This is a genomic window from Streptomyces sp. C10-9-1 (genome assembly GCF_024497955.1).
Taxonomy (GTDB): Bacteria; Actinomycetota; Actinomycetes; order Streptomycetales; family Streptomycetaceae; genus Streptomyces; species Streptomyces sanyensis.
On record NZ_JANHKP010000006.1, the window covers coordinates 28,819 to 54,506 of the forward strand.

At 74.4% G+C, this 25,688-nt stretch carries 26 protein-coding genes; 17 read left to right on the forward strand and 9 right to left on the reverse strand.

Annotated features, from left to right (window positions below; translation table 11 throughout):
• Window positions 1-17: 17 nt before the first annotated feature.
• A complete protein-coding gene (locus NPS70_RS09890; protein ID WP_256523743.1) occupies window positions 18-992 on the reverse strand; it encodes an SDR family oxidoreductase in 975 nt (324 codons plus the stop codon).
• A gap of 140 nt (window positions 993-1,132) precedes the next feature.
• Between NPS70_RS09890 and NPS70_RS09895 the strand changes: the two genes are divergently transcribed.
• Window positions 1,133-1,651, forward strand: a complete 519-nt coding sequence (locus tag NPS70_RS09895) for a DUF4240 domain-containing protein (RefSeq protein WP_256524013.1) — start codon at window positions 1,133-1,135, stop codon at window positions 1,649-1,651.
• Here NPS70_RS09895 and NPS70_RS09900 read toward each other — a convergent pair.
• On the reverse strand, window positions 1,639-2,268 hold the full coding sequence (locus NPS70_RS09900) for a GNAT family N-acetyltransferase (protein WP_305885698.1): 630 nt from the start codon (window positions 2,266-2,268) through the stop codon (window positions 1,639-1,641). The genes NPS70_RS09895 and NPS70_RS09900 overlap by 13 nt on opposite strands.
• 56 nt (window positions 2,269-2,324) lie before the next feature.
• On the opposite strand from NPS70_RS09900, the gene NPS70_RS09905 reads away from it, so the two are divergent.
• Both NPS70_RS09905 and NPS70_RS09910 read left to right on the forward strand, forming a co-directional pair.
• Window positions 2,325-3,224, forward strand: coding sequence for a TIGR01777 family oxidoreductase (locus NPS70_RS09905; protein ID WP_256523744.1), 900 nt, complete (start codon window positions 2,325-2,327; stop codon window positions 3,222-3,224).
• Window positions 3,225-3,635: 411 nt separating this feature from the next.
• Window positions 3,636-4,943 carry an NAD(P)/FAD-dependent oxidoreductase gene (locus NPS70_RS09910; RefSeq protein ID WP_256524015.1) on the forward strand — a complete coding sequence of 436 codons (1,308 nt, stop codon included), beginning with the start codon at window positions 3,636-3,638 and terminating at the stop codon, window positions 4,941-4,943.
• A gap of 145 nt (window positions 4,944-5,088) precedes the next feature.
• Here NPS70_RS09910 and NPS70_RS09915 read toward each other — a convergent pair whose 3' ends face one another.
• A complete protein-coding gene (locus tag NPS70_RS09915; RefSeq protein WP_256523745.1) occupies window positions 5,089-6,549 on the reverse strand; it encodes a regulator in 1,461 nt (486 codons plus the stop codon).
• Window positions 6,550-6,800: 251 nt separating this feature from the next.
• Here NPS70_RS09915 and lipB point away from each other — a divergent pair, with 251 nt between their 5' ends.
• From lipB to NPS70_RS09935, 4 genes are all read left to right on the forward strand, one after another.
• Window positions 6,801-7,640 carry a lipoyl(octanoyl) transferase LipB gene (gene lipB, locus NPS70_RS09920; RefSeq protein WP_256523746.1) on the forward strand — a complete coding sequence of 280 codons (840 nt, stop codon included), beginning with the start codon at window positions 6,801-6,803 and terminating at the stop codon, window positions 7,638-7,640.
• A gap of 123 nt (window positions 7,641-7,763) precedes the next feature.
• Window positions 7,764-8,717, forward strand: coding sequence for a lipoyl synthase (gene lipA / locus NPS70_RS09925; RefSeq protein WP_256523747.1), 954 nt, complete (start codon window positions 7,764-7,766; stop codon window positions 8,715-8,717).
• A gap of 253 nt (window positions 8,718-8,970) precedes the next feature.
• Window positions 8,971-9,189 carry a hypothetical protein gene (locus NPS70_RS09930; RefSeq protein ID WP_256523748.1) on the forward strand — a complete coding sequence of 73 codons (219 nt, stop codon included), beginning with the start codon at window positions 8,971-8,973 and terminating at the stop codon, window positions 9,187-9,189.
• Window positions 9,190-9,199: 10 nt separating this feature from the next.
• The gene (locus NPS70_RS09935; protein WP_256523749.1) at window positions 9,200-9,907 is read left to right on the forward strand and encodes a DUF4191 domain-containing protein; all 708 of its coding nucleotides are present in this window, start codon (window positions 9,200-9,202) and stop codon (window positions 9,905-9,907) included.
• Between the two features lie 154 nt (window positions 9,908-10,061).
• Here NPS70_RS09935 and NPS70_RS09940 read toward each other — a convergent pair whose 3' ends face one another.
• Window positions 10,062-10,529, reverse strand: coding sequence for an RDD family protein (locus NPS70_RS09940; protein WP_256523750.1), 468 nt, complete (start codon window positions 10,527-10,529; stop codon window positions 10,062-10,064).
• Window positions 10,530-10,751: 222 nt separating this feature from the next.
• On the opposite strand from NPS70_RS09940, the gene glnA reads away from it, so the two are divergent.
• Window positions 10,752-12,161, forward strand: coding sequence for a type I glutamate--ammonia ligase (gene glnA / locus NPS70_RS09945; RefSeq protein WP_256523751.1), 1,410 nt, complete (start codon window positions 10,752-10,754; stop codon window positions 12,159-12,161).
• A 288-nt stretch (window positions 12,162-12,449) separates the two neighbouring features.
• On the opposite strand, the gene NPS70_RS09950 is transcribed toward glnA, so the two are convergent.
• Together NPS70_RS09950 and NPS70_RS09955 are read right to left on the reverse strand one after the other, a co-directional pair.
• Complete coding sequence (locus NPS70_RS09950) at window positions 12,450-12,785, reverse strand: helix-turn-helix transcriptional regulator (RefSeq protein ID WP_256523752.1); 336 nt, start codon at window positions 12,783-12,785, stop codon at window positions 12,450-12,452.
• Window positions 12,782-13,153, reverse strand: coding sequence for a type II toxin-antitoxin system RelE/ParE family toxin (locus NPS70_RS09955; protein ID WP_256523753.1), 372 nt, complete (start codon window positions 13,151-13,153; stop codon window positions 12,782-12,784). The genes NPS70_RS09950 and NPS70_RS09955 overlap by 4 nt, the downstream gene beginning before the upstream one ends.
• Window positions 13,154-13,393: 240 nt before the next feature.
• Between NPS70_RS09955 and NPS70_RS09960 the strand changes: the two genes are divergently transcribed.
• Window positions 13,394-14,257: an MOSC domain-containing protein gene (locus NPS70_RS09960; protein WP_256523754.1), complete on the forward strand. Its 864-nt coding sequence runs from the start codon at window positions 13,394-13,396 to the stop codon at window positions 14,255-14,257.
• 46 nt (window positions 14,258-14,303) lie between these two features.
• Here the strand turns inward: NPS70_RS09960 and NPS70_RS09965 are convergent, their stop codons facing one another.
• Window positions 14,304-14,570, reverse strand: coding sequence for a hypothetical protein (locus NPS70_RS09965; RefSeq protein WP_256523755.1), 267 nt, complete (start codon window positions 14,568-14,570; stop codon window positions 14,304-14,306).
• Between the two features lie 121 nt (window positions 14,571-14,691).
• Here NPS70_RS09965 and NPS70_RS09970 point away from each other — a divergent pair, with 121 nt between their 5' ends.
• Together NPS70_RS09970 and NPS70_RS09975 are read left to right on the forward strand one after the other, a co-directional pair.
• Window positions 14,692-15,063: an ArsC/Spx/MgsR family protein gene (locus tag NPS70_RS09970; protein ID WP_256523756.1), complete on the forward strand. Its 372-nt coding sequence runs from the start codon at window positions 14,692-14,694 to the stop codon at window positions 15,061-15,063.
• Between the two features lie 163 nt (window positions 15,064-15,226).
• On the forward strand, window positions 15,227-15,853 hold the full coding sequence (locus NPS70_RS09975; protein WP_256523757.1) for a septal ring lytic transglycosylase RlpA family protein: 627 nt from the start codon (window positions 15,227-15,229) through the stop codon (window positions 15,851-15,853).
• 118 nt (window positions 15,854-15,971) lie between these two features.
• Here the strand turns inward: NPS70_RS09975 and NPS70_RS09980 are convergent, their stop codons facing one another.
• A complete protein-coding gene (locus NPS70_RS09980; protein WP_256523758.1) occupies window positions 15,972-16,874 on the reverse strand; it encodes a Gfo/Idh/MocA family protein in 903 nt (300 codons plus the stop codon).
• A gap of 220 nt (window positions 16,875-17,094) precedes the next feature.
• Here NPS70_RS09980 and glnII point away from each other — a divergent pair, with 220 nt between their 5' ends.
• Window positions 17,095-18,129 carry a glutamine synthetase gene (gene glnII, locus NPS70_RS09985; protein WP_256523759.1) on the forward strand — a complete coding sequence of 345 codons (1,035 nt, stop codon included), beginning with the start codon at window positions 17,095-17,097 and terminating at the stop codon, window positions 18,127-18,129.
• Between the two features lie 399 nt (window positions 18,130-18,528).
• Entirely contained in the window at window positions 18,529-20,022 is a 1,494-nt protein-coding gene (locus NPS70_RS09990) for a DUF1996 domain-containing protein (RefSeq protein ID WP_256523760.1), read from the forward strand.
• Window positions 20,023-20,233: 211 nt separating this feature from the next.
• Here NPS70_RS09990 and NPS70_RS09995 read toward each other — a convergent pair whose 3' ends face one another.
• On the reverse strand, window positions 20,234-20,716 hold the full coding sequence (locus NPS70_RS09995; protein WP_256523761.1) for a hypothetical protein: 483 nt from the start codon (window positions 20,714-20,716) through the stop codon (window positions 20,234-20,236).
• 145 nt (window positions 20,717-20,861) lie between these two features.
• Here NPS70_RS09995 and NPS70_RS10000 point away from each other — a divergent pair, with 145 nt between their 5' ends.
• The 4 genes from NPS70_RS10000 (at window position 20,862) to NPS70_RS10015 (ending at window position 25,686) form a co-directional block, all read left to right on the forward strand.
• Window positions 20,862-21,668: a tyrosine-protein phosphatase gene (locus tag NPS70_RS10000; RefSeq protein WP_256523762.1), complete on the forward strand. Its 807-nt coding sequence runs from the start codon at window positions 20,862-20,864 to the stop codon at window positions 21,666-21,668.
• A gap of 71 nt (window positions 21,669-21,739) precedes the next feature.
• Window positions 21,740-23,713, forward strand: coding sequence for a hypothetical protein (locus tag NPS70_RS10005; RefSeq protein WP_256523763.1), 1,974 nt, complete (start codon window positions 21,740-21,742; stop codon window positions 23,711-23,713).
• A 72-nt stretch (window positions 23,714-23,785) separates the two neighbouring features.
• Entirely contained in the window at window positions 23,786-24,508 is a 723-nt protein-coding gene (locus tag NPS70_RS10010) for a TetR/AcrR family transcriptional regulator (RefSeq protein ID WP_256523764.1), read from the forward strand.
• A gap of 89 nt (window positions 24,509-24,597) precedes the next feature.
• Window positions 24,598-25,686, forward strand: coding sequence for a LacI family DNA-binding transcriptional regulator (locus tag NPS70_RS10015; RefSeq protein WP_256523765.1), 1,089 nt, complete (start codon window positions 24,598-24,600; stop codon window positions 25,684-25,686).
• The last annotated feature ends 2 nt before the right edge of the window (window positions 25,687-25,688 follow it).

Sequence of the window (25,688 nt, forward strand, 5' to 3'; positions counted from 1 at the left end):
CCGGGCGCCGCCCGCCCTCAGCGGTAGTCGTGCGCGGACGGCGAGCCGCCCGCCTTCTCGGCGCGCATGTAGCCCCAGACGTCCGGGCGGCTGCCGTCCGCGTCGGTCAGCCCGTACTCCCGCGCCAGCCGCCCGCTGTCCAGCGAGGTCCCGTTCCAGCGGTCGCGCCGCGGGTCGGAGGCGAGCGCGGCCACCCCGCGGCCCAGGTAGACCGGCGACTCCGAGAGTTCCCAGTAGCGCTCCCGGCCGATGCCGTCCCGCCAGGTGTCCTCGGTGAGTCCGAAGATGTCGAGCATCTCCTCGGAGCGCAGGAAGCCCGGGGTGACCGCGACGGCGCTCGCGCCCACCTGCCGGAGCTCCTCGCCCAGGATGCGGGCCATCCGCAGGGGGGCGTTCTTGGCGAGGTCGTAGTAGAAGTTCTCCCGGAAGTCCCGGTTGCTCTCCTCGGTGCCGTCCGTGACCTCCACCAGCAGGCCGCCCGGGTGACGGACCAGCAGGGGCAGCGCGATGCTGCTGGTGATGATGTGGGTGCGCACGCCGAGGTCGAGCATCCGCAGCCCGCGTTCGAGGTCGACGTCCCACATGCGGGTGTCGAAGTCGAGCAGCGGGTTCCCGCCCCAGACGTCGTTCACCAGGATGTCGAGCCTGCCCCGCTCGCGGTCGATGCGTGCGACCAGGTCCCGGACCCGGTCGGGGAGCAGGTGGTCGGTCGGCACGGCGATCCCCTCGCCGCCCGCCGCGGTGACCAGCTCGGCGGTCTCCTCGATGGTCTCCGTCGGGCGGCCCAGTTCGCTCGTGCGGGTGCGCGTGGTGCGCCCGGTGGCGTACACGGTCGCCCCCGCGGCCCCGAGCTCCACGGCGATGGCCCGGCCCGCCCCCCGGGTCGCCCCGGCGACCAGGGCGACCCTCCCGGCGAGCGGTCCCCCGGCGGGGCGCGGGGCGGGGGCGGGGGCGGTGCGGCCGTCGCCGGCCGAGATGTGGTTCTTCGTCATGGGGCGACCGTCGCACGGATACCGGACATCCTCTGTCGGGCTTCCCGGGCCGGACGGGCGGCTCTCCCGCCGGGGGCGGCGGTGTTGCGGACGCGGCTCCGCGTGCGCGGGCACCCGCCGACCGCGATGCTGGGTGCGTGATGGACGAGACGGAGTTCTGGGAGATCGTCGACGGGGCCCGGGAGGCGTCCGGGGGCGACCCGGAGGACCAGGCGGACCTGATGGTCGAGCGGCTGCTCCGGCTCGACCCGGAGTCCGTGGTGGACTTCGCCCGGCACTTCGAGGCGCGCTGGAACCGCGCCTGGACCTGGGACCTGTGGGGTGCGGCGGCGCTCCTGCTGGGGGGCGTGTCGGACGACGCCTTCGACTCCTTCCGCTGCTGGCTGATCGGCCAGGGCCGCACGGTGTTCGAGGGCGGGGTGCACGACCCGGACTCCCTCGCGGAGCTGCTGGACGGCTTCGACGAGGACCTGGACGGCGACGGCGAGGAGCTGGGGTACGCGGCGGACGAGGCGTACGAGCGGCTGACCGGTGCCGAGACGCCCGACCTCGGGGTCCCGGGGCAGCCGGCCGAACCGGAGGGCACGCCCCTGGACCTGGACGACGACACGGCCCTGGCCGCCCGGCTGCCCCGCCTGTGGGAGCGCTACGGCGCGTGAGCGGTGAGCGGCCGCCCCATCAGGACGTCGTCCACGTACTGCCCGCCGATCAGGAACTCCCCGGGCAGCACGCCCTCGACCCGGAAGCCCTCGGCCTCGTAGAGGGCGCGGGCGGGCCGGTTGTGCCCGAGGACCCGGAGGGTGACCCGGTGCGCGCCCTGGCGTACGGCCTCCGCGCAGGCGGCCCGCAGCAGCGCCCTTCCGACGCCCCTGCCGCGGGCCCGGACGGCGACCGCCAGGCCCTGTATCTGGCGCACGTGCCGGTTGCTGGGCAGGGGCGTCGGCGGAACGAGGCGGATGTAGCCCAGCAGGTGCCCGTCCTCCTCCGCGACGAGGAAGTCGGCCGGGCGGTGGGCGGCGTCGAAGAACGGCGGGTACGGCGGCAGGGGCCTCGGGTACACGGCGTGCAGCGTGGACCAGGACTCCCGGTCGAGGCGGGCGAGCGGCTCCTCGTCCGCGGCCCGCGCCGGGCGCACCCGGAAGGCGGCCGGGGGGACCGCGGCGCCGGGCCGCGGTCCGCCCTCCGGGTCGGCCGGGGGCGGGACGCGGGCGGGCTGCGGGGCGGGCGCACCGGGGCCCGCGGCCCCGGGCCCCGGCTCGGCGGGGGTGTCGGGCATGGGGCAACTGTTCCACGCACCCGTGAGAGTCCGGTAGCAGGGGGCAGGATGGGATCATGCAGAGTTCCCGCATCGCCGTCACCGGTTCCTCCGGACTCGTGGGCAGCGCCCTGGTCCGCTCGCTGCGCGCCGACGGGCACCGGGTGGTCCGCCTGGTGCGCCGCCCGGCCCGCTCGGCCGACGAGGTGGAGTGGGACCCGGGGCGCCAGTACGTGGACGCGGCCGGGCTGGCCGGCTGCGACGCGGTGGTGCACCTCGCCGGGGCCGGGATCGGCGACCACCGCTGGACCGACGCCTACCGCAGGGAGATCCGCGACAGCCGGGTGCTGGGCACCGCGGCGATCGCCGAGGCGATCGCCTCCCTGGACCGCCCGCCCCGGGTCCTGGTCAGCGGGAGCGCGGTCGGCTACTACGGCGACACCGGCGACCGGGCCGTGGACGAGGACGCCCCGCCCGGGGAGGGCTTCCTGCCCGAGGTGTGCGTGGCCTGGGAGGAGGCGGCCGCTCCCGCCCGGGAGGCGGGGGTGCGGACCGCGTTCGCCCGCACCGGACTGGTGGTCTCCCGTGAGGGGGGCGCCTGGGGCCGGATGTTCCCGCTGTTCCGGGCCGGGCTCGGGGGGCGGCTCGGCGACGGGCGGCAGTACTGGAGCTTCATCGCGCTGCACGACGAGGTGGCCGCGCTGCGGCACATCCTGGACACCGGGTCCCTGTCCGGTCCGGTGAACCTGACGGCGCCCGAGCCGGTGACGAACCGCGAGGTGACCGCGGCGATGGGGCGGGTGCTCCACCGCCCGGCGGTGTTCGCGGTGCCGACGCCGGCGCTGCGCCTCGCGCTCGGGGAGATGGCCTCCGAGGTGCTGGGCAGTCAGCGGGTGCTGCCCGCCCGCCTGCTGGAGTCGGGTTTCTCCTTCGCGTTCCCCCGGATCGACGGGGCGGTCGCGGCGGCCCTGGGGTAGGACCGCGGCGGGCCGCGCCCCGCCCGGTGCACCCGCCCGTCGCCGCACGCGCGTCGCGGGGCGGACGTGCGCCCCCGGCGCTCCGGTGCCCCGGGACGTGCGCGACCACACGGCGCCGCGCGGCTGCCTAGGCTCGGTACGAACTCGGGTATTCCTCGGGCCTGTTGGGGGCATCACCCTCCCACCAGCCGCGCCGACCTCGGGGAGGGGCACGTGCTCACCACCGCTTTCCAAGCGGACGACGCACCACACGCGGACCGCACGGACCGCGCAGAGGGTGCGGAGAACACCGCACAGGCCGAAGACACCGCGCACACACCGTGCGCCTCGGGCACCGCGCACGCGGAACCCACCGCACGGACGGGGAGAAGCCAGGGGCCCGTCGGCACGGAACGGGCCGGCCACACGGACGTGGTCATCGTCGGGGCCGGACCCGCCGGGCTGGCAGCGGCCCACCGGCTCACCGGGGCCGGGGTGACGGTCCGGGTCCTGGAGGCCGGACCCGGCGTCGGCGGGACGATGACCACCGAGCACGTCGACGGCTTCCTGCTGGACCGCGGGGGGCGCCTGCTCAGCACGGCGCTGCCGGAGCTGCGGCGGACACCCGCGCTGCGGGACGTGGAGCTGCGGCTCTTCGCCCCCGGGGTGCTGGTGCACGACGGGGAGCGGCTGCACCGCACCGGTGAGGTGGGCGCGTCGCCCCTGTCCCTGCGGGCGGCGCGGATGCCGAGGAGCACGGGGGTCGCGTCGACCGTGGCGCGCGCCCTCGCGAACGCCCCCCGGCCGCGCCAGCTCGACCAGGCCCGGCTCGGCGCCTCGCTGGCCCGGCTGGCGGCGACCCCGGTCTCCCGCATCCTGGCGCGGCCCGAGCGGCCCGTCGCCGAGGTGCTCTACGCCCGCGGGCTGCCCGCCCGCACGGTGCAGGGATTCCTGCGGCCGCTGCTGGCCGCGCTGCTCCACGACCCGGAGCTGACCACCTCCAGCCGGGTGGCCGACCTGGTGCTGCGCGGCTACGCCCGGGGCCGGCTGTGCGTCCCCGCGGGCGGGGCGGGCATGGTGCCGCGGCTGCTGGCGGCGGGGCTCCCGGAGGGCGCGGTCCTGACGGGCGTCACGGTCACCGAGGTGGCGACGAACCGGGTCACCACGGCCGAGCACGGCGTGTTCACCTGCCGGGCGGTGCTGGTGGCGACGGACGCACGGTCGGCGGCCCGGCTGCTGCCGGGGCTGCGGGTGCCGGCCTTCCGGCCGGTGACGGTGCTGCACCACGCGGTGCCCCGGGCCCCGCTCACCGAGCCCGCGCTGGTGCTGGACGCCGAGCAGAGCGGGCCGGTGGCGTACACCGCGGTGATGAGCGAGGTGGATCCGCTGCGTGCGCCGAACGGGCGGGCGCTGGTGTCCTCGACGGTGCTCGGCGCACCGCCGGAGGACGTCGACCGGCGGGTGCTCCGGCAGCTGTCCCGGTTGTACGGGACGCCGACGGACGCGTGGGAGCTGCTGGCCGTCCACCACGACGCGCAGGCGGTCGCCGCGATGCCCCCGCCGCACGACCACCGCCGCGCGGTGCGCCTGCTGTCGGGGCTGTACGTCTGCGGCGGCCACCGGGACACGGCCACCCTCCAGGGCGCCCTGTTCTCGGGCCGCAGGGCGGCCCACTGGATCCTGACGGACTTCGGCATCCGCCCCGAGTACGCCGCGCCTCCCCTGCCCGCGGCGGCCTGACGCCCCCGGGGCCGGCGCCTGCGCGCGGACCCCGGGGAAGGTCGGCGGACCCCGGCCACGGGGCGGGTTCCGCCGACACGGCACCTGCCCGGCCCCTCGCGTGGGCCGGGCAGGACCGTGCACCGGGGTGTGCCGCCCCGTGCGCTCACCTCAGTGCGGAGACCCGGTCGCGATAGGTGCGTACCGGGCCCGCGTCCCGGTAGGGCTCCAGGCGGCGCTCGAAGTCGCGGACGTACTCCGTCGCCCGCACCGAGCGCATCTCGGAGGCCTGGAGCGCCGCCTCGGCGCCGAGGGCGCAGGCCTGGTCCAGCTCCCCGACGGCGAGCCGCGCGGTGGCCAGCACCACCCGGCACAGCAGGCGGCTGCGGGCGTAGGCGGGCGGGCTGAGCTGGAGCGCGCGCTCCGCGTGGCGGATCGCCGAGCGGTACTGCTGGAGGTCCCGGTGGCAGTGGCCGACCTCCGCCGCGAGCCGCCCCTCGTCGAAGGTCCGGGCCCAGTGGGGGGCGTCCTCCCCCGGGCGGGCCGACTCCAGGGCGCGTTCGGCGCGGGCCAGGGCGGCGTTGCAGGCCCGGACGTCGCCGAGGACGCCGTGGCCGCGCGCCTCGGCGGCGTGCAGCAGCGCCTGCACCAGGGGCGGGGCGGCGGCTCCGACGCCCTGCTGGGCCACCCGCGTCAGCTGGACGGCCTCCCGTCCGTGCCCCAGGTAGACGGCCTGGCGGCTCATGGTGACGAGGACGTAGGAGCCGTACGCCCGGTCCCCGGCGGCCTGTGCGAGCCGCAGCGCCTGCACGTAGTACCGCTGGGCGAGCCCGTGGGCCGCGAGGTCGTAGGAGGTCCAGCCCGCCAGCCGGGTCAGGTCCGCGGCCGCGGCGAAGAGCCGGCGGCCCAGGTTCTCCCCGTAGGTGCCGCGCAGCATGGGCTCGGCCTCGTGCTCCAGGTAGCGCACCAGGGCCTGGCGGGCGTGGCCCCCGCCGTAGGCGTGGTCCAGCGCGCGGAAGAGCTCGCCGACGGAGCGCAGCGCGGCCACGTCCCCGCCGGACACCTTCTGCCCGGGGCCCCGCTCGGCCCCCCGCTGCCGGGGCACGGCCAGACGGGCGCCCTGCTGCGGGACCCGCCCGGAGCCGGCGTGCGGCGCGACCGGCGGGGGCTCGCCCCGGCCGACGCGCTCGTCGGCGCGCCCGATGAGCCAGTCGCGGCTGGGCACGACCAGCCCGGCGGGGGTGAACGCGATCTTCCGCAGCTCCGCATGGCTCCCGGAGTCCTTGCGCCAGAGCCCGCTGACGATGTCCACCGCCTCCTCGGGGGTGGCGGCGAACTCCAGGCCCGCGTAGACCGGGGCGCAGGCGTCCAGCCCGAGGTCCTGGGCGGACAGGCGGCGGCCGAGCCGCCGGGTGAAGACCTCGGCGATGAGCGCCGGTGTCGTCCCGCGCGGCTGCTGCCCGCGCAGCCAGCGGGTGACCGAGGTTTTGTCGTACCGCAGGTCGAGGCCGTGTTCGAGGCCCAGCTGGTCGACTCTGCGGGCGAGCCCCGCGTGGGAGAAGCCCGCCTCCGCGATGAGCGCGGCAAGCTGCCGGTTGGGGGTGCGCTGTGGGGCTCGTTCCGTCATCTGCTGTCAGGTCTCCTGCCTTCCGGGCCGGGAGCAGGCCTCAAGGAACGGCGCGAATTTAGCGGCCCGAGCGGCCCATTCCGTCGGCTTCGCCCCACATTCATCCGATCGTGTGAGTATTGACGGCAGTACTGACCGCCACGCTGACGGGAACCGGCCGGTAGCGACCTGCCCGGACGGTCCGCGCGGAGCCGCCGTACAGTGGCGTGGGCCCGGATGACTGCTGGGCGGAGTTCGAGGGAGGCACAACCGTGAGTGAGCTGCGGTTCGTCCGACTGGGGTTCGGCGCCGAGGCCGTCGAGTACCAGGAGGCCTGGCAGAGGCAGCGCGAGGTCCACGCCGCCCGCTTCGCCGACGAGATCCCGGACACCTGCCTGCTGCTGGAGCACCCTCCCGTCTACACCGCGGGGCGGCGCACCGAGGACAGCGAGCGCCCGCTGGACGGCACCCCCGTGATCGACGTCGACCGCGGCGGCAAGATCACCTGGCACGGGCCGGGCCAGCTGGTGGGCTATCCGATCCTGAAGCTGCCGCGCCCGGTGGACGTCATCGCCCACGTCCGGCGCCTGGAGGACGCGCTCATCCGCACCTGCGCGGAGTTCGGCGTCCACACCACCCGGGTGGAGGGGCGCAGCGGCGTGTGGATCCTGGGCGACGCGGTCGGGGACCGGCCCGCCCCGGGGGCGGCCACGGGGCTGTCCCTGGACTTCGACCCGCGGCTCGCCGCACCGGCCGGCCCGGAGGCGGACGAGGAGTTCGACCCCCGGCTCCGGGGCCCCGAGTACGCGCCGTCCAACGCGGGCCAGCGCCGTGAGGACCGCAAGCTCGCGGCGATCGGGATCCGCATCGCCAAGGGCGTGTCCATGCACGGCTTCGCCCTGAACGTGAACCCGGACAACACCTGGTTCGACCGGATCGTGCCGTGCGGCATCCGGGACGCGGGCGTCGCCTCGCTCGCCGGCGAGCTCGGCCGCGACGTCGCCATCGAGGAGGTCCTGCCGGTGCTGGAGCGCCACCTGCGGGAGGTCCTGGAGAGCGCCGATCCCCGGCCGCGCCCGGTGGCGCCCCGGGCCGAGAAGGCCACCGCCTGACGCCCCGCCGTCCCCGGCCGGGGAATGCGCACCTCAGGCCATGGGTTGGCCAAGCGTAGGGCCACACTTTTAACGGGCGTACCCTGGTGTTCGCCGAAGAATCGAAGCTGTAGGGAGCTGGTCGTGTCCGCAGTCGCACCCGACGGACGCAAGATGCTGCGCCTGGAGGTCCGCAACAGCCAGACCCCCATCGAGCGCAAGCCCGAGTGGATCAAGACCCGGGCGAAGATGGGTCCCGAGTACAACCAGCTCCAGAAACTGGTCAAGAGCGAGGGGCTGCACACGGTCTGCCAGGAGGCGGGCTGCCCCAACATCTTCGAGTGCTGGGAGGACCGGGAGGCCACCTTCCTCATCGGCGGCGACCAGTGCACCCGCCGCTGCGACTTCTGCCAGATCGACACGGGCAAGCCGCAGGCCCTGGACCGGGACGAGCCTCGGCGCGTCGGCGAGTCGGTCGTCACCATGGACCTCAACTACGCCACGATCACCGGCGTCGCCCGCGACGACCTGGAGGACGGCGGCGCCTGGCTGTACGCGGAGACGGTCCGCCAGATCCACGCCCAGACCGCGGAGCGGGAGGCCGGCCGCACCAAGGTCGAGCTGCTGATCCCCGACTTCAACGCGGTCCCCGAGCAGCTGGCCGAGGTCTTCTCCTCGCGCCCGGAGGTGCTCGCGCACAACGTGGAGACCGTGCCGCGGATCTTCAAGCGGATCCGCCCCGGCTTCCGCTACGAGCGCTCGCTGGAGGTCATCACCAGGGCCCGCGAGGCCGGACTGGTGACCAAGTCGAACCTGATCCTCGGCATGGGCGAGACCCGCGAGGAGGTCAGCGAGGCGCTGCAGCACCTCCACGACGCGGGCTGCGAGCTCATCACCATCACGCAGTACCTCCGCCCCTCGGTACGCCACCACCCCGTGGAGCGCTGGGTGAAGCCCGAGGAGTTCGTGGAGCTGAAGGACGAGGCCGACCGGATCGGCTACTCGGGCGTGATGTCGGGGCCGCTGGTGCGGTCCTCCTACCGGGCCGGACGGCTCTTCCAGCAGGCCATGGAGCGGCGGGCGCAGGCCGCGGCGTAGCCCGGCAGCCGTGTGAATCCAGGCACAAGTGATTACCGGCCAGTAATGGCCGAGACGGGCGCGGCCCGCACTCCCCCGCAGGTCGGGGCGGGGTGCGGGCCGCACCCGCACGTACGGCAGGCGGTGGGATCTGCGCCGGGACGTTTCATCGTGGTTTGACCGACCGGTCACGCCCTGGTAACACCGAACTGTGACGCTGGATGCACGCACAGCTCCCATACCGCCCACCCCGCCACGAGGGGAAGTCCCGCCCATGCACGCCGCTCCGGCACGTCCCGTGACCGCCACCGCCCTCCCCACCGTCACCGGAACACTGCGTGCGGTGGAGGCCCTGCTGCTGGGCAGCGGGCAGCGCACGGCCCGCCGCAACGCCTGGACCGCGGTCCTGGAGGACCGCCGCCGCGCCAAGGACCGCGTCGAGACCGAGCACGTACTGGAGGCCGTTGCTGCCCGCACCTCGTGGGGCACGTAAACTTCCCCGTATGGCGAGGAAGGCAAATTCAGACAGCAGTGATGCTGCTGCGAACCCGGGGCGACTGAAGCAGATCGCCCTGACGTACAAGATGACCCGCAAGGCCGACCCGAAGGTCGGTCTCGTCGTCGCGGGTGTGGGAATCGTCACCTTCGGTGTCTTCCTCGGGATCGGCTTCCTGATCGGCCACCCCGTCTATCTGGCGATCCTGGGCTTCCTGCTCGCCTTCCTGGCGATGGCGATCATCTTCGGCCGCCGGGCAGAGACGGCGGCGTTCGGGCAGATGGAGGGGCAGCCCGGCGCTGCGGCGGCCGTCCTGCAGAACGTCGGGCGCGGCTGGACCACGACCCCGGCGGTCGCGATGAACCGCAACCAGGACGTGGTGCACCGCGCGATCGGCAAGGCGGGCATCGTGCTGGTGGCCGAGGGCAACCCGAACCGGCTGAGGAGCCTGCTCGCCGCCGAGAAGAAGAAGATGAACCGTGTCGTCGTGGACGTACCGGTGCACGACATCATGGTGGGCGACGGCGAGGGGCAGGTGCCGCTGAAGAAGGTGCGCACCACCATGCTCAAGCTGCCCCGCGTGCTCACGGGCGCGCAGGTGACCGCCACCAACGACCGGCTCCGCGCCATGGGCGACCTGATGAGCAACATGCCGCTGCCGAAGGGGCCGCTCCCCAAGGGCATGCGGATGCCGCGCGGCGGAAAGATGCGCTGAGCGCGCCGCGGGTACGGCGAGGGGGCCGGGACGATGTCCCGGCCCCCTCGCCGTACCCGCGGTCCTGCCCGCGGTGCCCTCCCGCGCGGGAGGCGCCCCGGAGGGCCCCGCCGGATCCTGATCCGCAGTGCGGCCGGATCCCGGTCCGCACCGGTCAGATCCTGATCTGCACCGCGCGGGCCAGCCGGTCGTGCAGCCCGCGCCCGTCGCGGTCCCACACCAGGGCCGGCAGCGCCAGGCACAGCAGGACACTGCGCACCAGCACCCGCCCGAAGCCCAGGCGACCGCCGTTCTCGCCGACCACACGGAGGCCGAAGATCCGCTTCCCGGGGGTGGAGCCGATGGTCCCGACCGTCAGCACCGCCATCACCAGGAAGACGAGCAGCGCCCGGTTGGAGGTCGCCTGCTGGCTGCTCCCCGCGAAGAGGCCGTACGCGATCAGGAAGCACATCCCCCAGTCGAGGAACAGTGCGCCGAAGCGGCGCCCCAGGGGCGCCACCGACCCCGGCCCGCTCTCCGGCAGGCCGAGGCGCTCACCCCGGTAGCCGAAGTCGACGCCCATCTCCTCGGCCGCCGCGCGGGGCCCGGAGAGCCACGATCCGATTGCTTGCCTGTTGTCCACGCGACCACGGTACTGTGCCCCCTTCGGATCACTTTGCCCCGGGTACCCGGGGCACTCTCCCGGCGGACACCCACCGCCGCGCCGGTTAACGTCGCCGAAACAAATGGGTCATGCTTGAGAAATCCGGTCTGCCTAAGGTCGGGTCTGCGTGTGCCACCGCACTGGCCGCACGAACGAGCAGCAACCCCCACCCCTCCCCCGGGTGGGAGTAGGAGGAGTTGGATGTTCCAGAACGCCGACGAGGCCAAGAAGTACATCGCCGACAACGACGTGAAGATGATCGACGTCCGGTTCTGCGACCTTCCGGGCGTCATGCAGCACTTCTCGATCCCGGCGACGGCCTTCGACCCGGCGGACGAGCTCGCCTTCGACGGCTCCTCGATCCGCGGCTTCCAGGCGATCCACGAGTCGGACATGGCCCTGCGCGCCGACCTGTCGACCGCCCGGCTCGACCCGTTCCGCCGTGACAAGACGCTGAACATCAACTTCTTCATCCACGACCCGATCACGGGCGAGCAGTACAGCCGCGACCCGCGCAACATCGCCAAGAAGGCCGAGGCCTACCTCGCCTCCACCGGCATCGCGGACACCGCCTACTTCGGCCCCGAGGCGGAGTTCTACGTCTTCGACTCGGTGCGCTTCAACACCTCCGCCAACGAGGGCTTCTACCACATCGACTCCGAGGCCGGCGCCTGGAACACCGGTGCGGTCGAGGACAACCGCGGCTACAAGGTCCGCTACAAGGGCGGCTACTTCCCCGCCCCGCCGGTCGACCACTTCGCCGACCTCCGCTCCGAGATCTCCCTGGAGCTGGAGCGGGTCGGCCTCCAGGTCGAGCGCCAGCACCACGAGGTGGGCACCGCCGGCCAGGCCGAGATCAACTACAAGTTCAACACGCTGCTGGCCGCGGCCGACGACCTGATGCTCTTCAAGTACATCGTGAAGAACGTCGCCTGGCGCAACGGCAAGACCGCGACCTTCATGCCGAAGCCGATCTTCGGCGACAACGGCTCGGGCATGCACGTCCACCAGTCGCTGTGGCAGGGCGGCTCCCCGCTCTTCTACGACGAGCAGGGCTACGCGGGCCTCTCGGACACCGCCCGCTACTACATCGGCGGCATCCTCAAGCACGCCCCGTCGCTGCTGGCCTTCACCAACCCGACGGTGAACTCCTACCACCGCCTGGTGCCCGGCTTCGAGGCCCCGGTCAACCTGGTGTACTCGCAGCGCAACCGCTCGGCCGCCATGCGCATCCCGATCACCGGCTCGAACCCGAAGGCCAAGCGCGTCGAGTTCCGCGCCCCGGACCCGTCCTCCAACCCCTACCTGGCGTTCTCCGCGCTGCTGCTCGCGGGTCTGGACGGCGTCAAGAACAAGATCGAGCCGGCCGAGCCGATCGACAAGGACCTCTACGAGCTCGCCCCCGACGAGCACGCGGGCGTCCCGCAGGTCCCGACCTCGCTCCCGGCCGTGCTCGACGCCCTGGAGGCGGACAACGAGTACCTCCAGGCCGGTGGCGTCTTCACCGCGGACCTGATCGAGACCTGGATCGACTACAAGCGCACCAACGAGATCGCCCCGATCCAGCTGCGCCCGCACCCGCACGAGTTCGAGCTCTACTTCGACATCTAGAGATCGGGTCCGGGCCACCTGGGCGGGAGAGCTGAGGAAGTGGCCGTCGAGCACACGTCTCGGAGGCTCCCTCCGACGCCCGCCACGCTGCACACCGCGCTGCCGGATCTCCCGGGCCGGCACCCGGCGCAATGAGGGCCGCCACCCCGGACGGGGTGGCGGCCCTCGGCCGCTTGCCCCAGGGGCAGCCGCAGTCATGGCCGGGGGCGGGTCGCGGACGTATATCCGCGGGTATCCCCCGGACCGTGTGCAATCACCCGGCCGCGGTTCGTCATGTTCGACCAGAACTCACGCCGCTCGCGGGTCGGTGCCCCGAAGGATGTACAGGTCGTCCCCGAACACGGCCGAGATCTGGATGTGCCCGCCCAGCGCCGCCACATACCGGGCGACCGCCTCCACCGTGGCGACCTCGCCTCTCTCGATCTGCGACACACGGCTCTTCGTCACTCCCATGCGCTGTCCGACCTCGGCCTGGGACAGCCCCAGTGCCTTGCGTCGTTCCGTCAGCCGGTGCGCGTCGATGTACGCCTGGTTGCGCCGCCGGGCCTCGGCCACCTTCTCCTCGCCACCGGCCTCGGCGACGAACTCGTCGCGCACATCGCTCCACTTCTGGTAGCCCGTCACTGCTCTCCCTCCTCCGCCTCTCGCTCCTTCAGATACTCCGCGTACAGCTCCTCGGCCCGAGGAATGGCTCGCTTGTACCAGCCCGACCAGTTCCCCGACTTGTCCCCGCCGAGAAGGAGAATGGCCGACCGCCATGGGTCGAACGCGAAGACGATCCGGACCTCCGAGCGCCCGGCGGACCCGGGCCGCAGTTCCTTCAGGTTGTGCACCAACGAACCCTCCAAACGGTCGACCAAGGGCCTCCCTATCCCTGGGCCTTCCTCAGCAAGCCGGTCGATGGCATCGACGACCAGCCCCTTGGACCGTTCGTCCAGCGCCTTGAACCACGCCCGGCAGTCGTCGGTGATGCGAATGTCCCACTCGTCCACCCGGGAAAGTGTAGCGAATTCTCTACTTTCAGGGTGTGGACGCCGGCTTCACCCCCACCCACCTACCACCGGAACTCGTCGAGTCCTTACGCACGCGCAGGCCACCCCACCGCACGGCCGCCACACGCGGGGTCCGGGCGCCGTCGGGGGCAGTCCGGGGTGCGCACGTCCGTCGGCCCGCAGGCCCCCACGCCCCCCGGCACCGTCCGCACGGTGCGCGCCCGGTACTACGATCGCGCCATGGGGATCACAGTGCAGAGGCTGACCTACTACCCGGTGAAGGGCTGTGCCGGGATCGACGTGGACCGGGCCGCCGTGGGAGCGACGGGGCTGGAGCACGACAGGACGTTCATGGTGGTGGACGCCGCGGACGGTGCCTTCCGCAGCCAGCGCACCCACCCCGTGATGGCGGCGGTCCGGACGGAGGTCCTGGACGGCGGCGGTGTTCTGAGGCTGGCCGCCGAGGGGCTCGGGGACCTGGTGGTGAAGGTGGACCCCGGGGCGGAGCGGCGTCCGGTGAGCCTCTTCGACAAGCCGGTGGGGCACGGTGTGGACCAGGGGGACGAGGCGGCCGCGTGGCTCTCCGAGGTGCTCCGGGCCCCGTCGCGGCTCGTGCGGGTGCCGGAGGACTTCGACCGGGACGGCTGGGGCGACACCCCCGGCAAGGTGGCGTTCGCCGATGCCCACGCGGTACTGGTGGCCTCGCAGGCCTCGCTCGACGGCCTGAACGCACGGATCGAGGCCGCCGGGGCGGCGCCCGTGCCGATGGACCGCTTCCGGGCCAACATCGTGCTCGCCGGGTGCGGGCAGGCCCATGACGAGGACCTGATGCGGCGCCTGCGGATCGGCACGGTGGAGCTGGCGCACTCGGTGCGGGCGACGCGGTGCGCGGTGCCGATGGTGGACCAGGCCACCGGGTTGCGGGCCGGGCCCGAGCCGGTGCGCAGCCTGTCGGGGTACCGGCGCGAGCCCGTGTACGGCAACAAGGTCAGCTTCGGGGCCAAGGCCGCGGTGCTGCGCACCGGCGCACTCGCCGTCGGGGACGCGGTGGAGGCGGAGTGGTACGAGGGCGGCTCGCCCGACCCTCTGCGCCCGGCCTCCTGAGCCCCGCGGCGGCCGCGGGCACCCGGGGTGCCCGCGGCCGTGCGGATCAGCGGCCGTAGCGGATCAGGGTCCTGACCATGCGGCAGGTCGTGTCGGAGGGTGCGTGGACGCCGATGCGCTCGGCAGCCGCGCGTATCCGGCGGTTGTCGGCGGACGCCGGGTGGTACACCCCGGAGTCGAGCAGGGCGATGGTCAGGCGCATGGCCTTGAGCCGGCGGTTGTGGGAGACGTACCAGTCGCGGGGCTGTCCGGCGGGGAGCGGCTTCCTGTCGAGAGCGGGCGGGGGGTTCGTCGTGAGTGCGGTTGCGGCCATCGAACGACCTCCTGGCGCGGTGGCGGGACCTTCCCGAACTGCCTCCCATTCTACCGGCGGGGACTGACAATTCCCCCTGGCCAGAGGGGGTTTGGGCGGGCCGGACGGTACCGTGGGGGGCATGGAGATCTGGATCAACCCGGCCTGTTCCAAGTGCCGCGGAGCACTCGGCCTGCTCGACGCCGAGGGCGCCGAGTACACCGTGCGGCGCTATCTCGACGACGTCCCGACCGAGCAGGAACTGCGCGAGGTGCTCGACCGGTTGGGCCTGGAACCGTGGGACATCACCCGCACCGGGGAACCGGACGCGGAGGAACTCGGCCTGGCCGCGCTGGCCCGGGAGCCCGCCGAGCGCGAACGCTGGATCGCCGCGCTGGTCCGGCGCCCGCGGCTGATCCAGCGTCCGATCATCACGGCGGACGACGGCTCCGCGCTGGTGGCCCGCTCCGAGGAGGCGGTCCGGGAGGCACTGGCGCGGAGCCGGGGAGCCTGAACCCCGGTCGGCTCCCCCTCTGCTCCTCCCCGGCTGCACGCGAACCTTAAGGAAAGTTAAGGAAGCCGCGGCCGGGTGGCTGAGCGCACGGCCTCCGGCGTCGCGTATGTATCGGCACAAGCAACCAGCCGGCCGCCCCCGCGGCCGGGGACGGGAGCCCTACGTGTCACGCAAGAAGACCCTCAGCGGCAAGAAGAAGCTCGCTCTCCTGGTCGGCGCCGCGGCGATGGTCGGCGGTACTGCGATTGTCATGACCGGCACAAGTCAGGCCAGTGTGGCCTGCGACGGACTGGCCCAGGCGATCCGCAACAACGAGAACTTCATCGCGGGCCAGCGCGCCAACCCGGACGCCCAGTCCGCAGCCCGGATCGCCAACCGCGAGGCCGTGATCGCGCAGATCAGGGTGCAGCAGGAGGCCGCGGGCTGCGCCTCCGGCGGGGGCCAGGCGGCCCCGCCCGCGCAGCAGGCGCCCCCCGAGGACGGCGCCGGGGAGCAGGACGGCGGCCAGGAGGCCGGCGCGGGGCAGGGCGGGAACGCGGGCGGGGAGGTGGTGTGCGCCGGATCCACGGTCACCCTGTCCGGAGAGGGCGGCGCGCCCGCGGCATCCAGCGGCGAGTTCCCGGTCGGCACCCGGCTGAAGGTCACCAACCTGGACAACGGCAAGTCGACCACGGTCGAGGTGACCTCGCCGTCCGGCAGCTGCGCCCTGCTGAACAACGCGGCCTTCGAACAGGTCAGGGAGCCGGGCAAGTTCCTCATCCGCAACGCACGGATCGAGCGCGTCGGCTGACGGGCGGCGCGGTCGCGCACCCGGGGCCCGGACCGCCGCCACGGGCGGCCGTGCCCCGGGTGCGCGCCGGGGCCCCGCCGGAGACCGCCCGGGCACCGGAGGCGGGGGCGCCCGGCCGTCAGCCGGAGAGCGCCGCCTCCGCCTGCGCCAGCAGCTCGGTGATCCGCAGGCCGAAGCGCACGTCGCACGGGTGCGGCCGCCCCTCCCGGGCGGCCTGGCGCAGTGCGTCCACCGCGCTGCGGAACGAGTCCACCGGGTCCCCCCAGCTCTCCGGCAGCTCGGCCCGGCCGTGCTCCCCGAGGAGCACCAGGCCGGCCCCGGCGGCCCGCTCCGGTGCACCGAGGCCGACGGTCACCGTGCTGGAGGCCCCGCCGGCGTGGCGGAGCACCAGGTGCGCGGTGCCGGCGGGGCCCCGTGCGCCGGAGAGTGCGGTGACGTCGCCGAGCACCGGCAGCAGGACGGAGAGCAGATGCGGGCCCACGTCCCACAGCCCGCCCTTCTCACGGCGCCACGCCGAGGCCGCGAAGGGGCTCTCGGAGCCCGGGACGTGGAGCGAGCCGAGCCAGTGGCCGTGGGCGGTGAACCAGCCGCCCGTCTCGCGCTGCGCGGCGATCCACCCGGCGGTCGGCGCGGCGAACCGCAGGGTGCAGAAGACGACCGAGGCCACCGCCGCCTCCCCGGCTGCCCTCGCCACGGCCCGGGCCCCCTCGACCGAGGTCGCCACCGGCTTGTCCAGGAGCAGGTGGCAGCCCGCCTCCGCGGCACGCGCGGCGAGGGGTGCCTGGACGTCGGGAGGGACGGAGAAGGCGACGGCGTCACTGGAGGCGAAGAGGGCGCTCAGCCCGTCCTCCCCGGTGAACGCTGCGGTCCGATGGGCGTCGGCGAGCAGGGCGGCGGCCTCGGGGCGCCGCCCCCACACGCCCGAGAAGGCGACGCCGGGGTGCCCGGCGAGCGCGGGCGCCTGGGTCGCTCCGGCCCAGGGGCCGGTCCCGACGAGTCCTATGCGCAGCGGGGTTTCCATGGCCACCAGTGTGCCCGCCGGGACGTCTTGCGGGGCGGTGCCTGCCTGTATACGACACGGTGCGGACGCGGTGGGGCCGGGAGGTGCGCGGGCCCCGGGATCCCCTGCGGCACCGGGCCGGACGCCGCGTAACGCGGGCTTCACATAGGAGCAACGGTCGGGAAATCGCCGATTGCGAGGCTTCGCGGCATACCGCTGCACCCGCAAAGGATGAGGCCCCGTGAGCATCAAGGCTGAGTACATCTGGATCGACGGCACCGAGCCGACCGCCAAGCTCCGCTCGAAGACCAGGATCCTGCCGGCCGGTTCCGCGACCGGCCTTGCCGACCTGCCCGTCTGGGGCTTCGACGGTTCCAGCACGAACCAGGCGGAGGGCCACGCCTCCGACCGCGTCCTCAAGCCGGTCTTCGTGTGCCCGGACCCGATCCGCGGCGGCGACAACATCCTCGTGCTCAACGAGGTGCTCGACATCGACATGACCCCGCACGCGTCCAACACCCGCGCCGCGCTGGCCGAGGTGGCGCAGAGGTTCGCCGCCCAGGAGCCGATCTTCGGCATCGAGCAGGAGTACACCTTCTTCGAGGGCGAGCGCCCGCTCGGCTTCCCGGTGGGCGGCTTCCCGGCCCCGCAGGGCGGCTACTACTGCGGTGTCGGCTCGGACGAGATCCACGGGCGCGACGTGGTCGAGGCGCACCTCGACCACTGCCTCGCCGCGGGGCTGGGCCTCTCCGGCATCAACGCCGAGGTCATGCCGGGCCAGTGGGAGTTCCAGGTCGGCCCGCTGTCGCCGCTGGAGGTGGCGGACCAGCTGTGGGTGGCGCGCTGGCTGCTCTACCGGACCGCCGAGGACTTCGGCGTCTCCGCCACCCTGGACCCGAAGCCGGTCAAGGGCGACTGGAACGGCGCCGGTGCGCACACCAACTTCTCCACCAAGGCGATGCGCGAGGGCTACGACGCCATCATCACCGCCTGCGAGTCCCTCGGCGAGGGCTCCAAGCCGCTCGACCACGTGAAGAACTACGGCGCCGGCATCGACGACCGCCTCACGGGCCTGCACGAGACCGCCCCGTGGAACGAGTACAGCTACGGCGTCTCCGACCGCGGCGCCTCGGTGCGCATCCCCTGGCAGGTCGAGCAGGACGGCAAGGGCTACATCGAGGACCGCCGTCCGAACGCCAACGTCGACCCGTACGTGGTGACCCGCCTGCTGGTGGACACCTGCTGCTCCGCGCTGGAGAAGGCCGACCAGGTCTGATCCCGCTCCCGCCCGGGTTCGAAGGGGCGTCCGCCGAGGGGGCGGACGCCCCTTCGCGCGTGCCCGGACGGGGCTGCGGGCCCCGGGCCGCACCGGCCGCAAGCGCGCCGCCCCGGCCGCCCGCCGGGCACCGGCGGCCGCCCCGGAGCGCTGTCCCCGCGCGCCGCTCCAGCGCCCTCCCGCACCCCTCGCACGGCGGGCCCGCGCGCCCGCCGACGGTCGCGTCCGCTGTGCGCCCTATGCGGCCGTATGGCGCTGGAGCTTCCCACGAATCACCGGGGGCGGTGAACGCCCCGCACGCCCCACCCGTATGGAACGGCGCGCTTCTCCCTCTGCCGGGACCCCCTTCTTACCCCCTTCCCATCCCTTGCGCCCCCGGCAACGAAGCAGAGGAGTTCCATGGGACGCACATCAAGAAAACGCTCGAAACTGGCCAACCGGGCGATCGCCGCCTCGGCTGCCCTGATCCTGGGCGGGGGTGGGCTGCTCGCGGTCAACTCCTACGCCTCCGCCGGTCAGGGGTGGTGGCCGAGCGGGCACGGCAAGCAGAACAAGATCCGGGCTGCCGCCGGACAGCAGGTCTCCACGATCGACTGCCCGGACGTCGGCGACTCGTTGGAGGTGGTCCCCGACGACCAGAGGTTCGCGGTCGACCGTCAACTCGCCACGCTGGACAACCAGATCACGGTCGCCTACCAGCGCTTCGCCCAGAACCGGCAGCGGGTGGTGGCTGACCGGCGGTACGGCGAGAACCAGATCCTGACGCCACTGCGCAACGAGCGCCTGGTGATCATCCAGCGCATCGTCGCACTGATCGACCGCTCGGCGGAGCGGCCCAAGGGGCTGGAGAAGATGGCCCCCTGCACCCTGCGCGCCGATGACAACGGCGGCGGCCAGAACGGCAACGACCAGAACGGCGGGCAGAACGGCGGGCAGAACGGCAACGACCAGAACGGCAACGACCAGAACGGCGGCGGCCAGGCGGGGAACGGCCCGGTCGCGGGCGACTTCGTCCAGATCGAGAACGTCCGGCCCAACGTGAAGGAGCCGCGCAAGCGACGCGGCGCCTCCCGGGGCACGTTCACCACGGAGTGCGGGGTGAACGCCAACGGCAAGTTCAACCCGGACAACATCATCGTCGCGCCCGGCGTGGCCAACGGCGCACACCACATGCACGACTACGTGGGCAACCAGGCCAACGACGCCTTCGCCAGCGACGACGACCTCGCGGCAGGCGACACGACCTGCCGCAACCAGGGCGACCGGTCGAGCTACTACTGGCCCGTGCTGCGCCTGCAGAACGGCCAGCAGGAGGCCGACGCCAACGAGGACGGCGGCGGCAACGACCAGAACGTCGGCGAGATCCAGACGCCGTCCGAGGTCACCCTGACCTTCGTCGGCAACCCGCGGAGCAAGGTGACGGCGATGCCGCGCTTGCTGCGCATCATCACCGGTGACGCCAAGGCCTTCGTGAACGGCGACGCCAACGCCAACGCCTCCTGGAGCTGCACGGGCTTCGAGAACCGGCAGCTGAAGGACAAGTACCCGATCTGCCCCGAGGGCAGTTCGGTGGTGCGGACCTTCAAGTTCCAGAGCTGCTGGGACGGCCAGAACATCGACAGCGCGAACCACCGCACCCATGTGGCCTTCGCCGACGGGAGCGGGCGGTGCCCGAACGGCTTCCGTGCCATCCCGCAGCTGGTCCAGCGCATCGTCTACGACGTGCCGGCACCGGACTTCGACAGCGGGAACCCGGTGGTGTTCGCGGTGGACTCGTTCCCGGAGCAGTTGCACAAGCCCATCACCGACCACGGCGACTTCGTCAACGTCTTCGACGAGCGGCTGATGAGGACGGTGGTGAAGTGCATCAACGGCGGGCGCTCGTGCCGCTGATCCGCCAGGGGCGGGTGGTCCGCTAGGGCCGCCGTCACCCGCGGAACCGCCAGGGGCCGGGGCCCGGCTGGAGTACCAGCCGGGCCCCGGCCCCCGTGCGTGCGGACGGTGCCGTGGCAGCGGTCCTTCCGGGCCGGCCCGGAGCCTTCCGGGCCGGCCCGCTCGGGCCTGTTCTCCGGCCTCGGGCCGGCTTCTGCGCTCCGCGGGTGCGCTACCCGCCGTGTCCTCCGTCCCCGTGGTCCTCCCCGTGGGCGCCGTCCTCCGGGTCCCCGCTCGGGGTGTCGTGGGCGGAGCCGTGGTCGGCACCCGTCTCCACCGTCCCGCCGAGCCGCCCTCTCAGGGCCGCCACCACGGTCTCGTCCCCGACGGCGACCCACTTGCGGCCCACCAGATAGGTGCCGCCGTAGTCGTTCGCCTCGTTGATCCACTCCCGCTGGCCGCGGTCGGTGGCGAAGGTGGTCAGGATGTACCGCCCGTCGGCCGTCGTGCAGTTGGCCTGCCGCAGTTCCTCGGCCTCGGTCTGGATGTTGGGGTCGCAGTCGGCTTGGCGCGCCAGCTCCTCCAGGCTCCCGGATGCCTCCTCGGGCACGTCGGCATCGCCGCCCGAGGCGCAGCCCGCCGCCAGCAGGAGGGCCCCGGCGGCCAGTGCCGCCCGGGCCGCCCGCCCCGTGTGTGTTCTCTTGCTCGTCCGCATCCGGCCATCGTGCCGCTTCGCTCCCCCTCCCGGGGGCCGAACCGCGGGTAAGGCCCGGCCGCCGCACCGCCCGCGGTACGGCCGGGTGGCGTGTCGGGGCCGTGACGGCAGGGCCCCCGCGCGGCGCGCCACTAGATTCCGCCGTATGAACGCCATCCCCTCCACCACCGTCGCCAACCTCCGGGACCTGGGCGGCATCCCGCTGCCGGGCGGGCACCGGGTGCGCGAGGGGGTGCTCTTCCGGTCCGGGCAGCTGGACCGGCTCGACACCCGGACCGACCCCGCGGTCGCCTCCCTGGGGGTGCGCACGGTCGTCGACCTCCGCACCCGCGGGGAGCGGGAGGAGCGTCCGGACCGGCTCCCGCCGGGGGCACGGCTGCTCTCCGCCGACGTGCTCGCGGACCAGATCGCCGCGGGGCTCCTCCCGGCTGCCGCCCGGCTGCGGGGACTGCTCGTGGACCCGGTGGCTGCGGAGCGGGAACTCGGTGGCGGGCGGGCCGCGGAGCTCTTCGGCGCGATCTACCGCGGCTTCGTGACGACCGCGTCGGCGAGGGCGTCGTACCGGGTGCTCCTGGAGGAGCTGGCCCGGCCGGAGGCGGTTCCGCTGCTGTTCCACTGCACCGCAGGCAAGGACCGCACCGGCTGGGCGGCGGCGGTGGTGCTGATGCTGCTCGGGGCGGAGCGCGAGGTGGTTCAGGCGGAGTACCTCGCCGTCAACGCCGCGGTGCGCGAGGCGCTGGCGCCCCTGGTGGAGGGCTTCACCATGCAGGGGGGCCGCCCCGAGACGGCGCTGGCCCTGATCGGGGTGGTGCCGGAGTACCTGGCGGCGGGCCTGGACGAGGCGGAGTCCCGGTACGGGTCGGTGGAGGGCTACGTCCGCGAGGGGCTCGGGGTGTCCCGGGAGGACGTGGCGGCCGTGCGGGAGCGGCTGGTCGCGCCGGCGGACGGCTGACCCGCGGGCGCAGGGGCGCGGGTGACCGGGAGCACGGGTGACCGGGGGGCGCGGCCCTCGTTCTGCTGGACGTGCACCCACAGCAAACGAACACCGCGTCCGCCGTGCCACCGCAGCGCCCCTCCCGGGAGGGTGCCGCCGCATCCGCTCCGGTCGAGGACTACACCCTGCTGGTGCGGTTCGCCTACCTGGTGCTGCCCTCGGCGGCGGGGCGCGGGCGCCGGGTGCTCGCCGCGCACGCGCTGGTCCAGCGCGTGCTGGCGCCCTCCGGGTCCGGGGAGTACCCGGCCCGCGGCGCCTACGGCGGCGGGCGCGAAGGGCTCCCGGCCGGTGGTGCCGGGCGGGGCCGGGCGGCGGCGGTACCGCGTGCCCGGCGGCCGGAACCAGGGGGCGCGGACCCCGGTCCGGGCTATGCCCGCGCCCGCGAGCGGCTGCTGCGGCACGCCCTGCGCCCGCCCCGGTTCGGCACCCGGCTGCCGCGGCTGCTGCCGGGGATCTGGGGGTTGCGGGTGCTCCCCCACCCGGGCGGCTGCGCCGAACTGGCGCTCGACCAACGCCTCGCGGCCCTCTCCCCGCAGGGGAGGGCGGCCTGTGTGCTGCGCGGTCTGGACGGCCTGGACGACGCGGGCGCGCACCGGGTGCTGGCCGCCGCGGGAGCCGCGGACCCGGCCGCCGCCCTGGCGGAGGCGGACGGGGTCCCGCTGCGGGAGTACGGGCCGGAGCTGTTCCGCTCGCCGGAGTTCGACGCGTGCTCGCTGCGGGTGCGGCCGCCGGACCTGGCCCGTCGGCGACGGCGGGTGAGGACGGGTGCCGCGGCGCTCGCGGCCGCCGCCGTCTGCGGGCTGCTGCTGGGTCCCCCGGGGACCGGCGGGACGGCCGGGGGCGGGGCGCCGGGGGCGCCGGTCGATCCGGCCCGGCTGGAGCGGGCGGCACCGGCGGCGTGGGAGACCGCCGCACGGCGGGACTTCTCGGTCTGGCCGGCCCGGGGGGCCCTCGTCGACGACACCGCGCTGCTGGGCAGGGCCCTCCGGGTGTGGGCCTCCCCGGGGGAGCGGGTCGCGGTGTCGGCGGCACCCGGCACCGCGTCGGGGCCGCCGGCCGGCCCGGCCCGCCTGCTGTTCGCCGGGGAGGTGGGGCGCGCCAGGGTGGTGCTGCTGCACGACGGGCTGCGGGCCGTGCGGTACAGCGAGCCCCTGCGCGAGGGCTCCGGCGCCCCCGCGCTGGACTTCGCCCGCACCGACGCCGCGGACGCGGTGTCGGCGGCGGCACTGGTGGTCGGACGGGCGGGCGGCCGCGTCCGCTACCTCACCGCGCCGTGGGTGCGGGAGGTGTCCGCGGGCAACCTGCTCGCTCCCGGCGCGCCGGACCGCGCCCTGGTCCGGGACGCCTCGGGGGTGACGGCCCCGCTGCGCGGTGCGGCCCGCGGGCGGGGGTGCTCGGCGTGGCCGGTGATGGCGGTGCGCGATGCGGAGGGCGGGCGGCGGCTCCTGACCGACCTGGGCGAACTCACCCCCGCCCGGCTCACCTTCGGACCGCCGGACGCCCCCGCCGACGCGACCGGCCGGGAGGCCGGGGACCTGTGGGCGCGCACGGCCTGCGCCCTGCCTGGGCTGCGGGCGCACGGTGTCCGGGAGGTCAACGCCTGGGCGTACGCGCGGCAGCGGCTGCCCGAGGCGAACGGGACGGCCACCTGGCTGTGCACGCGCGCGGAGACCTGGCGGGGGGACGGCGTGCGGGTGAGCGCCCGGTTCCAGGCGCCCGGCACGCGGGCCGGAGTCCCGGCGGCTGTCGTGGCCGAGGCGGAGGACTCCCCCGCGTGCGGGGCGCGCACGCCCCGGGTGCTCGCGGGGGTGATGTGGCGGTCGCGGGCGGGGCAGTGGTACGCGCTGGCCGCGGGCGGCGGACCGTTCCGCTCGGTGGCGCTCTCCGGCGGGGTGCGGGGCGAGGGCCCCGGCCCGGTGCTGGCCGTCCGCGCTCCCGAGGGGGTCCGGGCGGAGCCCAACGGGGTGCTGGCGGACGGCACTCGGGTCGGTGCGCTGCGCTGAGCGGCTCCGCTGCCGCACGGACCGGGGCACGCACGGCGGGTGCCTGTTGCGGGCGCTCGATAGGGTGTACGCATGACGACCGGGGTGCGCAGAAGGATGGGCGTCGAGGAGCGCAGGCGGCAGCTGATCGGCGTGGCGCTGGAGTTGTTCGGCAGCCGCTCCCCCGACGACGTCTCGATCGACGAGATCGCGGCCGCGGCCGGGATCTCCCGCCCGCTGGTGTACCACTACTTCCCGGGCAAGCAGAGCCTGTACGAGGCGGCGCTGCGGCGGGCCGCGGAGCAGCTGGCGGCGCTGTTCGAGGAGCCGCACGAGGGCCCGCTCGGCGCCCGTCTGCTGCGGGTGATGGGGCGGTTCTTCGACTTCGTCGACGAACACGGCCCCGGCTTCTCGGCGTTGATGCGCGGCGGCCCGGCGGCGGGGTCCTCCGCGGCCAGCGCGATGATCGACGAGGTGCGCCAGGCCGCGTACGCGCAGATCCTCGCGCACCTGGGGATCGCCGAACCCTCGCCGCGGCTGGCGCTGGTGGTCCGCTCCTGGGTGTCGCTCGCCGAGTCGACGGCGCTGCTCTGGCTGGACGGCCGGGAGGTCCCCCGGGAGGAGCTGGAACTCCAACTGGTGCACGACTTCGGGGCGTTGACCGCGGTGAGCGCCGCGTACGACGAGGAGATGGCGGCCGTGCTCGTGGAGGTGCTGGCCGGGGAACCCGTGGACGGGCCCTTCGGCGAGCTGGTCGGCCGGCTGTCCCGCCTGGCGCCCGCCGTGCTCGCGGTCCCGCCGCAGCGGACACGCTAGCCGGGCGGGGCGGTCGGACCCCTGCGCGGGATGCCGGCCGGGGCCGGGCGGTGTGTGCACGCGCCGGGCGGACCGGTACAGTCCAATCCGTGACCGCACCCGCACGCCTGGCCGACATAGCCGCCCAGGCGGGGGTCAGCGAAGCGACGGTGAGCCGCGTCCTCAACGGGAAGCCCGGAGTCGCCGCGACCACCCGCCAGTCCGTCCTCGCCGCGCTCGACGTGCTCGGCTACGAGCGCCCGGTGCGGCTGCGCCGACGCAGCGCCGGCCTGGTCGGGCTCATCACGCCCGAGTTGGAGAACCCGATCTTCCCGGCGCTCGCGCAGGTGATCGGGCAGGCGCTGACCCGGCAGGGGTACACCCCGGTCCTCGCGACCCAGACCCCCGGCGGCTCCACCGAGGACGAGCTCACCGAAATGCTGGTGGAACGAGGCGTTTCGGGCATCATCTTCGTCTCGGGGCTGCACGCGGACACCACCGCGGACATGGACCGCTACGCCCGGCTGCGGGCCCAGGATGTGCCCTTCGTCCTGGTCGACGGCTTCTCGCCCCTGGTCAGCGCCCCCTTCATCTCGCCCGACGACCGCGGTGCGATGCAGCTGGCGGTCTCGCACCTGGTCTCGCTCGGCCACACGCGCCTCGGGCTGGCCGTCGGGCCCCGGCGCTTCGTCCCGGTCCAGCGGAAGATCGAGGGCTTCGTCCGGGCCGTGGGGGAGCGGCTCGGCGGCGATCCGGCGGAGGTCGAGCGGGAGCGGATACAGCACTCCCTGTACACGCTGGAGGGCGGCCAGGCCGCCGCGGCCTCGCTGATGGACCGCGGGTGCACGGCGATCGTGTGCGCCAGCGACATGATGGCCCTGGGGGCGATCCGGGCGGCCCGGCAGCGGGGGCTCCGGGTCCCGGGGGACGTCTCGGTGGTCGGCTTCGACGACTCCCCGCTGATCGCCTTCACGGATCCTCCACTGACCACGGTGCGCAAACCGGTCCCGGCGATGGGGCAGGCCGCGGTCCGCGCACTGCTGGAGGAGATCGGCGACGGCGGCCCGGCCGGCGGCGGGCGGCGGGCTCCGGTGCACGGCGAGTTCGTGTTCATGCCCGAGCTGGTCGTCCGCGGCTCGACGGCCTCGGCACCCCGCGGGGCGCCCCTGCCGCACCCCCGGGACACCCCTCGTCCGTAGGG